An 11,587-nucleotide genomic window follows, 5' to 3' on the forward strand; every position below is an offset into this window, starting at 1 on the left:
AAGAAGTCTATTCGGCAGCCTGCAACTGCTCATCGTCCGGCACGGCGCGTGGCCGCGTGGCGACCGCCATCTCCTCGTGCAGCCGCGCTTCCTCATGGGCGTGCGGCTTGCCGAAGCGGGCAAGCAGCAGATAAGCGACCGGGGTGATGAACAGCGTCACCAGCGTCGCGAAGCCGAGACCGCCGACGATCACCCAGCCGAGCGCCACGCGCGCTTCGGCGCCGGCGCCATGGGCAAAGACCAGCGGCACGCCTCCAAGGATGGTGGCAATCATCGTCATCATCACAGGGCGAAGGCGTAGCGCGCAGGCCTTTTCGATCGACGAGCGCACGTCCTCGCCCCGGTCGCGCAGCTGATTGGCGAATTCGACAATCAGAATGCCGTTCTTCGCCATGACGCCGACCAACAGCACCAGGCCGATCTGGCTGTAGATATTAAGGCTGGAGCCGGTGATGATGAGCGCGAAGACGGCGCAGGCAAGGCCGAGCGGCACCGTCGACATGATGATCAGCGACGACAGCACGCTTTCGAACTGCGCTGCCAGCACCAGGAAGATGATGACGATAGCAAAGCCGAAGGTCAGCGCCATACCGCTTGAATTCTCCTCCAGCGTCGCGGCTTCGGCAAGCGGCAGCAGGCGTGCGCCTGCCGGCAGCAGCGGCTGCGCAAGCTCGGTTACCTGCTTGACCGCGTCGCCGAGCGACATGCCGTTCTTCAGGCCGGCGGTGATCGCGACGGAGGCGAGCTGCTGCTCGCGGTTGAGCTGCGGCGCAACCGAACCTTCCTTCATCGTGGCGATGACCGACATCGGCACGATCTTACCGTCGCCGGTTTTCAGGAAGACGTTTTCGAGGTCGGTCGGATCGTCGATCGGCCGCGTCGTCGAGGTCAAAAGTACGGGATAGGACTCGCCGTCGACAAAGACGTCGACCACCGAGCGCCCTTCGAGCAGCGACTGGATCGCTGTCGAAAGCCCGGTGATGTCGATGCCGAGATCGGAGGCACGCTCGCGGTCGATCGCCACAGACACTTGCGCCTGGCTCGGTTCGTTGGTCAGGCGCGGCGTATCGTATTGGCCGGTGGCGTCGAGTGCCTGCACCAGCTTGGCGGCCGCCGCCGTCAGCGCCTCGTGATCGTTGCCGATCAGCGCCATCTGCACGCCGCTGCCGGCGCCGCGGATGCGCAGGCTGTTGGAGGAGATGGCGTTGCCACGCAGCGCCGGCACTCTTGCTGCCGCCTGGTTGATGTCGCCGACGATCTCCGCCTGCGTTCTATGGCGCTCTCCCCAGGGCGCAAGTGTAAGCACCATGAAGCCGCTATTCAGCGAACCGCCCTGCCCGGAGATCGAAAAGACGTTGCGGATGTCGCCGCTGTCTACGAGCGGCTGCAGATTTTCCTCGACGAGTTGCATCTTGTCGCGGGTATATTCGAGGCTCGATCCCTGCGGCGTCGTCAGCCGCATCATCACCATCGACCGATCCTCTTCCGGCGTCAGCTCGCTCTTGACTGTGGAAAAGGCGACGAGCGCCGCGCCGGCAAAGATCACCGAAAACAGGATAACGACGAAGGGGGCGTTGAGGCAGCCGTGCAGCGCCCATTTATAGAGCCGGGCAAGCGCTCCGCCGAAACGGCCGAGCGCGCCGTGATCCTCGATCATCGGCTTCGTCAGCATGCGCGAGGCCAGCATCGGGCAGAGCGTCAGCGCCACAATCGACGACAGGCCGACGGAGAAGGCGAGCACGAAGCCGAATTCACGGAACAGGCCGCCGACCTGTCCCGGCAGGAAGGAGAGCGGGATGAACACCGCCGCGAGCGTCGCGGTCGTCGCAACAACAGCGAAGAACACCTCGCGCGTTCCAAGCACGGCGGCCGCCCGCGGCCCCATGCCCTCGGCGCGCCGGCGCACGATGTTTTCGAGCACCACGATCGCGTCGTCGACGACGAGGCCGGTCGCCAGCACGATCGCCAGCAGCGTCAGGATGTTGATCGAGAAACCGACCATGTAGATTGCCGCCAGCGTGCCGATCAGCGCCACCGGCATACTGACTGCCGGGATCAGCGTCGCCCGCCAGTCGCGCAGGAAGAGATAGATGACGGCGGTAACGATGACGGCGGCGAGCAGCAACGCCAGCACCACCTCGTGGATCGCGCCCTGGATGAAGACGGCGTCGTCGCTGGTGATCGCGATCGTCGTGCCCTCGGGCAGCGTCTTCGACAATTGCTCGACGGCGGCCTTGATGCCGGTCGAGATGTTCAGCGTGTTGGATTGCGCCTGGCGGATGATGCCGAGGCCGATGCCCGGCTTACCGTTCGATCGCAGCGCGGTTTCGCCGTCACGCGGCCCGAGCGTCACCGTCGCGACGTCGCCGAGCCGGACGCGGTCCTGCAGCATGACCTTGGAAAAATCCGCCGGCGTCTGCAAGTTTGCAGTGGCACGCACCACGATATCCTGCGTGTTACTCTTCAGCGATCCCGCCGGCACGTCGAGTGCGGCATTGTCGAGCGCCTTGGTCAGGTCGCCGATGGTCAGCCCGCGGCTTGCCAGCGCGCCTTGGTCGACATCGACGCGGAAGACCTTCTCCTGGTCGCCATATTCCTCGACGTCGGCGACACCGTCGACGGAGGCGAGGCGATCGATTACCTCGTTTTCGACGAGCTGCGTCAGATCGTCCATGTTGAGCTTGGTGGAGGTGACGGCAAGGCGCATGATCGCCGAGGAATCCGAATCCGCCTTGACGATCTGCGGTGCATCCGCCTCATCAGGCAGGTTCTGGGTGATGCGGCCGATTGCGTCGCGCACGTCGTTGGCGGCGACCGCAAGATCGATCGCATCCGAGAATTCGAGCGTCACCCGGCTCTGGCCGAAGGAAGAGGTGGACGAGATCGATTTCAGGCCGCTGACGCGCGCGACCGCGCCCTCGATCACCTTGGTCAGTTCCTGGTCGATCGTCTGCGGCGATGCGCCGTCGAAGGTCGTGCGCACGGTGACGACGGGTCGGTCGACATCCGGCAGTTCGCGCACCTCGACGCCGACGTAAGCCGCAAGGCCGGCGACAACCATCAGCGTATTGAACACCAGTGCCAGGATTGGCCGGCGAACGAAAAGCGCGGTGAAGCTCTGCTTGCCCGAGGCCCTGTCCTGATGAATCTCGGTCACACTCATTGCGTGGCGACCTCGCCATTCGAGGCCACGTCGGCGGAAACGCGCACCGCTCCACCCTCTCGCACGCGCTGCAGGCCTTGCGTCACGATCTTGTCGCCGTCCTTGAGATCGGCTTTGACGAGGACGAAATCCGGGTTGCGCTGCACGACGCTGACCCGCACCTTATGCGACTTGTCGTCGTTGACCAGCCAGACGAAGGACCCTTGCGAATCCCACTGCACGGACTGCGGATCGACCGCCGGATATTTGTCACCGGGGAATTTCATGCTGACGCTGAAGGACATGCCGGCGCGCAGCTCGTCGGAAGCGTTGTCGATGCGGGCGCGCAGTCGAAGCGTACGGCTTGCCGCGTCGATGCGGTTGTCGACAGCTTCGACTTCCCCGGAAAACACCTGCCCCGGCTTTGCGACCGACATCGCCTCGACCGGCTGGCCGACCGACACTGTGTTGGAGAAGCGCTCCGGCACCCAGAAGTCGACGAGGATTTCCGAACGGTCGTCGAGTGTGACGATCGGAATGCTCGTCGTGACATTGTCGCCGATATTGACCGGCACGATGCCGACGATGCCATCGATCGGCGCAACAATGTTGCGTCGTGCGAGATTGAGCTCGGCGACTTGCAGCTGCAGCCGCGCGCCCTGCTCGGCGATCTCGGAATCGAACACGTCCATGCGCGACACGCTGGATTTGATGTTGTGATAGAGATTGGATTTCTCGACGGCGGCCTTGACTGCCACGTCAGCCTGGCCGCGGGCAATCACCTGCTCCTCGCTGTCGAGCTTGGCGAGCACCTGGCCGGCCTTCACCCTGTCGCCCGACTTGATGAGGATTTCGCGGATCGTTCCCGATGCCTGCGGCGTGACCGCGACCGAGCGGATCGCATCCCCCGTGCCGATGGCGTTCAGCCGGTCGTTGACGACGCCCTGGACGACCGCCTGCGTTGCGACGAGAATGGCGCCGTTGCGCCCGCCGCCATTGCGGCGGTTCTGTCCCTGCCCCTCGCCACGCTGTTGGCCTTGCGCCCGGGCGGGAGCGTCGGCATCCGCCGTCTGCTCAGCCTTCGGCGCGATCCTGGAAACGATGCCGTCTGGAATACCCGCATCGCGCATCATGTCGCCGGCGCCTGGGACAAAGAAAACCCACGCGGCAAAGCCGGCAACAATGACGATGAGCGAAAGTATAAACTGCTTCCAAAAGGCCATTCACGTCTCCGGAGGGACTCGAGGTTGGACCAGGGTCGGTCGAAAGAGGCGCTGCGGGATGACGGTCCCGTCTGATGCGACAATATCGCGCGTTTACAGTTTACCGGCAAGCATAAGCAGCCGGCATTACCGATTTGTAATATCAGCAAAGAATGGGAATAACCCGACCGCTCACTTTTGCTTGAACGAACACTCGCCGTGTCTTTGACACCGCCGAGTGGCGGGCGAGACGCCGTGCAAAATCTCTGCCGATGCGGCCTAAATGTCTATCGCCTCATCGACCATCGCAAACCCATGACGGCCGCAATTCCCAATATCGGCCACACCGCCCAGAACTGCCCCGTCCAGGTGAAGAGGTTGATGCCGGCAATCCCGAGCGCCACGATCGCCAGCGAAGTGATCTTCCGGTTGAACAGGGTCTGGTTGCGATTCCAGGCGAAGGCCGCGACGACAGCGAGCGCAAGTATCGGAAAGCGCGCCCAGAAAACGCCCTGCCACGATAAAAGGTTGATGCCGATCAGCACAGCCGCGATGACGCCGAGCACAGCGAACAGCCTTCGTCTGCCAGGGAGCGGGCTTGCGTCGGCAATTTGAGCCGCCGGCTGCGGTTGCGCGGGGCCCGATCGTTGGGGCGGCGGCGTCTCGTCCTTGGCATCGCCGATCTTCACCGCGTAGCTCGGCACGCCTTCATCGACGTTCTTGACCATCAGCGGCCCGAGAAACTCAAAACCGACCGCGACCTTGTTGCGGACCTGGTCGTAGACGGTGCTTGAGATGACGATGCCGCCGGCCGAAGCCGACGACTGCAGCCGCGCGGCGATGTTGACGCCGTCGCCGTAGATGTCGTCGTCTTCGACGATCACATCGCCGAGGTTGATGCCGATGCGGAACAGCATGCGTCCGTCTTCCGGGCGGCGGGCGTTGAAACCGGCAAGTTCGTTCTGGGTATCGACGGCGGCGCGCACCGCCTCGACCACGCTCGGGAAATCGGCGATCAGCCCATCGCCCCAGGTGTTGACGACACGGCCGCCATGGCTTTCGATCAAGCGCCCCATCGCCTCCCGGCAGCGCTTCAGCGCCGCAAGCGTCCCCTCCTCGTCGGCCCCCATCAGCCGGGTATAGTCCTGCACGTCAGCACAGAAGATCGTCGTCAGCTTGCGCCGCGTTTCACTCATGGTCTCTCGTCTCCGCGCTGTCTGCTCCCGCAAGGTCGCTGCAAACGTGGAATGTGGGTGAGTGATCGGCGATTGCAGCGGCGGTAAGTTACTAAGCCTTTGTCTTCGTTACCATCGATAATTGCAAACTATCGATGGTAACGAATGCGGCTTGGAGAAAGATCGGGGATCATTGAACGATCTTGCGCGGGCTCGCCGTGTGCTCCCTCGCCACGCTGTTCGAACCATCGATTTCTTGAAGCAGCACGTCGTAGCCCCAGAGATCGGCGAGGTGCTGCAGGACAGCCCTCGTGTCGGCTTCCTGGAGATAGCTGCCGCTCATCATGATATGTTGCAGCAGCAGGCGGCGGTCGCCGGCGAGGTCGACATCGACGATATCGATTGCCGGATCGGTCCAGCCGATATCGTATTCGCGGGAAAGCTGGCGGCGGATGCGCAGATATCCGCGCTCATTGTGGATCGCCGAAACCAGCACACCCTCGGTCTGTTCCGGGTCGTCGTAGAGGTGGAACAGCCGCAACTGGCGGATCAGGTTGGGGCTGAGGAATTGGCTGATGAAACTTTCGTCCCGGTAATTGGCCCAGATATCGCGCAGAACCGCCATCGCATCGCCGCGGCCGGCGATATCGGGAAACCATGTGCGGTCTTCGTCCGTCGGCTTCGTGACGATCCTCTCGATATCCTGCATCATTGCAAAACCGAGCGCATAGGGGTTGAAGCCCGAGAACCGCCGATCGTCGTAGCTCGGCTGGAACACCACGTTGGAGTGCGACTTCAAGAATTCGAGGAAGTTGCCATCGCTGATCTGCCCCCGCTCGTGGAGCCGGTTCATGATCTGATAGTGGACGAAGGTCGCGGTCCCCTCATTCATCACCTTGGTCTGCCGCTGGGGATGGAAATATTGGGCGACATGGCGGACGATGCGAAGGATCTCACGCTGCCATGGCTGCAGCCGCGGCGCGGTTTTCTCAAGAAAATAGAGGATGTTGTCCTGAGGCAGACCAAGTGCGGCGCGGCGTTTTTCCAGGCCGCCGTCGCTTGCCTTTTTGGCCTTGCCGACGGGAACCGTGCGCCACAGATCGTTGAACATCTGCTCTTCGTGGGCACGGCGCTCCTGCTGCCGCTTCTCCTCCTGGCGAAGGTCGATGGTGGTCTTGCCCGCATAGCGATGCACCCCGTGCGACATCAGCGCATGCGCCGCATCGAGCGTCCGCTCGACGGCCGTCTCGCCGTAACGCTCTTCGCAACGGGTGATATAACTTTTGGCGAAATCGAGGTAATCGAGGATCCCCTCCGCATCGGTCCAAAGTTTGAAGAGATAATTGTTCTTGAAGAAATGGTTGTGGCCGAAGGCCGCGTGCGCGGTGACGAGCGTTTGCATCGTCGCCGTATTCTCCTCCATCAGGTAGGAGATGCAGGGAGAGCTGTTGATGACGATCTCATAGGCGAGGTCGCGCATACCGCGGCGGTAGAAGGCTTCATGATGCGCGAAATGTTTGCCGAAGGACCAATGGCGGTAAAACAGCGGCATGCCGGTCGAGGAATAGGCATCCAGCATCTGCTCCGAGGTGATGACTTCGATCTGGTTCGGATAGACGTCGAGGCCGAGTTCGCCGAGCGCGATTTCCTCGCAGGCGTCGTGGATGCGTTGGAGCGTCGAAAAGTCCCAGTCGGCCCCCTCGAACAACAGCCGCTCTCTTGGCCTCATCGTCGTGTTCATGGCGTCACCCTCGACTGTGCGTCACGCTTCTGGAAGAGATCGTGGAAAACCGGGAATATTTCGCTTCGCCGGCAGACCTTGCGCATCGAAAGCGGCAGCAGCTCGGAGCGGATCCCGTCATAGAGCATCCAAAGCGGTGAACGCGATACCGACGAGTCGCCGCCCTCTTCGCCGACCTCGATATAGGCAAAATACTGGCAGAGCGGCAAAATCTCGCGCAGCAGCTGTCCGCTCAGGTTTCCGTCCGAATGGGCGTTGTCGCCGTCCGAGGCCTGGGCGCCATAGATGTTCCACTCTGCCGGATCGAAACGCGCCGCGATGATCCCGCGCATGGCCGCAAGGGCGCTGGACACCAGCGTGCCGCCGGTTGCCGGGCCGTAGAAGAAGGTTTCCTCGTCGACTTCCTCGGCCTTGTCGGTATGGCGGATGAAGACGATCTCCACCTTCTTGTAGCGCTTCGACAGGAAGAGATAGAGCAGCAGGTAGAACCGCTTCGCGAGGTCCTTCATGTGTTCCGACATCGAGCCGGAGACGTCCATAAGGCAGAACATCACGGCCTTGGCCACGGGTTTCGGCTCGTTTTCGAAACGGCGGTACCGCACGTCGAGCGGATCGATATAGGGAATGCGTCGGCTTTTTTCCGTCAAAGATTTGAGTTTCGCCTCGAGCGCCAGGCGGCTCTCGTCGTCCTCGCATTCCTCGATCTGCCGCTGCAGGGCTTCGATCTCTTCTCGGCGCGGACGGTGAAGCGCGACGCGGCGCATCATCGCCAGCCGCGTCGTGCGGCCGACGGCGATATTGGACGGCGATCCGGACACGGAATAGCCGGCCCGCAACGGCGTTTCCTCTTCAGTTTCGGCTAGGCGCCGTTTGGCAAGGTCGGGCAGTTCCAGGTCGTCGAGAAAGACATCGAGGAATTCCTCGCGCGTCAGCACGAAACGGAAACCGTCCTCACCATCGCCCTCGCCCGCATCCTTTGGCTTTCCACCCCTGCCCCCTGGCGGGCGCGGAATGATATCGCCTTCGACGAAGGCTCTGTTTCCCGGCAGGATGTGATCTGCGGTGCCGCCTTCGCCTTTGCGAAGGCTCGGTTCGGCCATTCCGTCGATCGGCAGGCTGATCTCCCCGCCGTCGAGTACATCGCGGATGTTGCGGTTTTGCAGAGAACGTTTGACCGCCTGCTGCACGGCGCCTTTCATGCGCCGAAGAAACCGTTGCCGATTTTCCAGACTTTTACCGCGCGGATTTAGCCGACGGTCGACAATGTGCATGGTGGCTCCGCATTAACTTGCCTGTTTGACGCGCATGTACCATTCGACGAGGCGTCGAACCTGCCTCTCCGTGTAACCCCGCGCGGCCATGCGCGAGACGAATTCGCTGTGCTTCTTTTCTGTTTCCGAATCCTTCTTCGATCCGAAGGAAATGACCGGCAAAAGATCCTCGACCTGCGAGAACATACGCTTCTCGATCACTTCCCGGATCTTCTCGTAGCTCGTCCAAGACGGATTTTTTCCGCCGTTGGCTGCCCGCGACCTCAACGAGAATTTGACGATTTCGTTGCGGAAATCCTTCGGGTTGGCAATTCCCGCCGGCTTTTCGATTTTCGTCAGTTCCTGGTTGAGGAGCTCGCGGTCGAGAAGCTGGCCGGTATCGGGATCCTTGAAGTCCACGTCTTCGATCCAGGCATCGGCATAGTCGACGTAGCGGTCGAACAGATTCTGTCCGTAGTCCGCATAGGATTCAAGATAAGCCTTCTGAATCTCATTGCCAATGAACTCTGCGTAGCGTGGCGCAAGATCGGCCTTGATGAATTCCAGATAGCGCTTCTCGACATCGTCGGAAAACTGCTCGCGGCGGATCGCTTGTTCCAGCACATACATCAGATGCACAGGGTCGGCGCCGATATCCGTGGTGTCGTGATTGAAGGTGGAGGCGAGCACCTTGAAGGCGAAACGTGTCGATATGCCGTCCATGCCCTCGTCGATGCCGGCCGCATCCCGGTATTCCTGAACGCTGCGGGCGCGCGGATCGGTTTCCTTCAGGCTCTCGCCGTCATAGGTGCGCATCTTCGAGAAGAACGTCGAGTTCTCGTGCTTGCGCAGGCGAGACAGCACCGAAAAACGGGCCAGCATTTCGAGCGTTGCCGGAGCGCACGGGGTATCCGCTAGTTCCGATCCTTCGATCAGTTTCTCGTAGATCTTCTGCTCTTCCATCACCCGAAGGCAATAGGGCACCTTGATCACGCAGATGCGGTCGATGAAGGCCTCGTTATTCTTGTTGGCCTTGAAGGTCTGCCATTCCGCTTCGTTCGAATGGGCAAGGACGATACCCGAGAAGGGGATGGCGCCGATATTCTCGGAGCCGATATAGTTCCCCTCCTGCGTCGCCGTCAGCAGCGGATGCAGCATCTTGATCGGTGCCTTGAACATTTCGACGAATTCAAGCACGCCTTGGTTGGCGCGGTTGAGCCCGCCCGAATAGCTGTAAGCATCGGGATCGTTCTGGGAGTAGGTTTCCAGCTTGCGGATGTCCACCTTGCCGACCAGCGACGAGATATCTTGATTGTTCTCGTCTCCGGGCTCGGTCTTGGCGATGGCGATCTGGCGCAACCGCGAAGGCTGAATTCTGACCACGCGGAAGCGGGAAATGTCGCCGCCGAAGTCGTCGAGCCGCTTCAGGCACCACGGGCTCATCAGCCCGTTTAGGCGCCGCAGCGGGATGCCGTATTGCTCCTGGAGCAGCGCCCCCATCGTCTCCGGATCGAAGAGGTTGAGCGGGCTTTCGAAAACAGGGCTGATTTCGTCGCCCGCCTTCAGCACGTAGATCGGATGAACCTCCATCAGCAGCTTCAGCCGTTCCGCCAGGGACGACTTGCCGCCGCCGACCGGGCCCAGCAGGTAGAGGATCTGCTTGCGCTCCTCGAGCCCTTGCGCCGCGTGCCGGAAGAAGGAAACGATACGTTCGATCGTCTCTTCCATGCCGTGGAAGCCGGCAAAAGCCGGATAGATCCGGATGGTCCTGTTCATGAAGATTCGGCCGAGCCGCGCATCTCTCGCAGTGTCGACCATCTGCGGTTCGCCGATGGCGGCGAGCAGGCGCTCGGTCGCGTTGGCATAGGCGATCGGGTCTTTTTTGCAGAGATCGAGATACTCGGCCACCGACATATCGGTTTCGCGGCGCGCTTCGTAACTGCGCGTAAACGCATCGAATACGGATTCGTTCAGCATGGGCCCTCCAGTAAGGTTATGCCGCAGGCTCAAAGTCGTATAACCATCGAGATGGCTACGACGTTCCTAAGAATCAATAATTTCGTAGGTATATTCGACGCTCACCGGCTGTTTCTTGCAACGCACAAAAACGTGCATGCACCGGTTATTTTTACTCTACGAAACTGTTTCTCATTATAGTTGAAAAAAGCACCCGTGCGGTATCAGCACATTTCGCGACGTGACAGAAAGATGAAAAGGGTGTGCAATGTCGCCCGTGATTCGAGTTCCGGAAAAATCGACGATTGGCAGCAAAATCTGCGCAGAGTCGACGCTGGACAGCATGTGCCGATCGACGCCGGAGATGGTGGAAACGGCCGCATGCCGGCCGTGAGCCAATCGTTCGAATGATTCGCCGCCGGCGCAATTCAGCCGTTGAATGCCTTCTCCAGCGCGGCGACATCGATCTTGACCATACCAAGCATTACCTCGGTCACGCGTTTGGCCCGCGCGCGATCATCGTCGGCGATCATCTCGGAAAGCATGCGCGGCACGATCTGCCAGGAAAGGCCCCAACGGTCTTTCAGCCAGCCGCAGGCCTCCGGCGTGCCGCCGTTGGCGAGGAACGCTTCCCAGACCCGATCGATCTCGGCCTGGCTTTCCAACAGGATCGCGATCGAGAAGGAATGGTTGAAGCTATCGAGCGGGCCGGCCTTCATCGCCAGGAAGGCCTGATCGCCAAGCGTGAACTCGATCAGCTCGACGCTGCCGGGAGGCCCCCTCGGCGTTTCCGCCGGAAGGATGGTGGTGCGGCCGATCCTGGAATCCGGGATGACGGACACATAGAATTCGACGGCTTCGCGTGCTTCCTCCGCGAACCAGAGATTTGAAACGACCTTCGCCATGATACAGCCTCCTTGTTGACGGTTGACCCGGACCACTGTCCGATGATCCAAGGACGCCCCGCCGGCGCGGGTTCCGACAGAGCGCGGCTGATTTTTTCCGTCGTGTCGCCGCCGTGTGTCCAGGAGACTTGCCGCCATGCGCAAACCCCTTGGGATAGCGGCGGCTTGGGAATGAAAGCAGAACATCTTTTCTGGTCTTTCCTTCCCGAATCACTA

7 protein-coding genes are annotated in these 11,587 nt (G+C 61.2%); all 7 read right to left on the reverse strand.

Annotated elements, in window-relative coordinates; translation table 11 throughout:
• Positions 1-7 precede the first annotated feature (7 nt).
• The gene (locus FHX14_RS19440; RefSeq protein ID WP_183696776.1) at positions 8-3,163 is read right to left on the reverse strand and encodes an efflux RND transporter permease subunit; all 3,156 of its coding nucleotides are present in this window, start codon (positions 3,161-3,163) and stop codon (positions 8-10) included.
• Positions 3,160-4,365, reverse strand: a complete 1,206-nt coding sequence (locus tag FHX14_RS19445; protein WP_003593417.1) for an efflux RND transporter periplasmic adaptor subunit — start codon at positions 4,363-4,365, stop codon at positions 3,160-3,162. The genes FHX14_RS19440 and FHX14_RS19445 overlap by 4 nt, the downstream gene beginning before the upstream one ends.
• Before the next feature lie 266 nt (positions 4,366-4,631).
• Positions 4,632-5,540 carry an adenylate/guanylate cyclase domain-containing protein gene (locus FHX14_RS19450; protein WP_184378192.1) on the reverse strand — a complete coding sequence of 303 codons (909 nt, stop codon included), beginning with the start codon at positions 5,538-5,540 and terminating at the stop codon, positions 4,632-4,634.
• Positions 5,541-5,709: 169 nt separating this feature from the next.
• Complete coding sequence (locus FHX14_RS19455; protein WP_184378194.1) at positions 5,710-7,260, reverse strand: SpoVR family protein; 1,551 nt, start codon at positions 7,258-7,260, stop codon at positions 5,710-5,712.
• A complete protein-coding gene (locus FHX14_RS19460; RefSeq protein WP_003593411.1) occupies positions 7,257-8,531 on the reverse strand; it encodes a YeaH/YhbH family protein in 1,275 nt (424 codons plus the stop codon). The genes FHX14_RS19455 and FHX14_RS19460 overlap by 4 nt, the downstream gene beginning before the upstream one ends.
• A 12-nt stretch (positions 8,532-8,543) precedes the next feature.
• The gene (locus FHX14_RS19465) at positions 8,544-10,487 is read right to left on the reverse strand and encodes a PrkA family serine protein kinase (RefSeq protein ID WP_184378196.1); all 1,944 of its coding nucleotides are present in this window, start codon (positions 10,485-10,487) and stop codon (positions 8,544-8,546) included.
• Positions 10,488-10,894: 407 nt separating this feature from the next.
• Positions 10,895-11,371 carry a VOC family protein gene (locus FHX14_RS19470; protein ID WP_003593407.1) on the reverse strand — a complete coding sequence of 159 codons (477 nt, stop codon included), beginning with the start codon at positions 11,369-11,371 and terminating at the stop codon, positions 10,895-10,897.
• Positions 11,372-11,587 lie beyond the last annotated feature (216 nt).

This window comes from Rhizobium sp. BK619, assembly GCF_014195245.1.
Taxonomy (GTDB): domain Bacteria; phylum Pseudomonadota; class Alphaproteobacteria; order Rhizobiales; family Rhizobiaceae; genus Rhizobium; species Rhizobium acidisoli.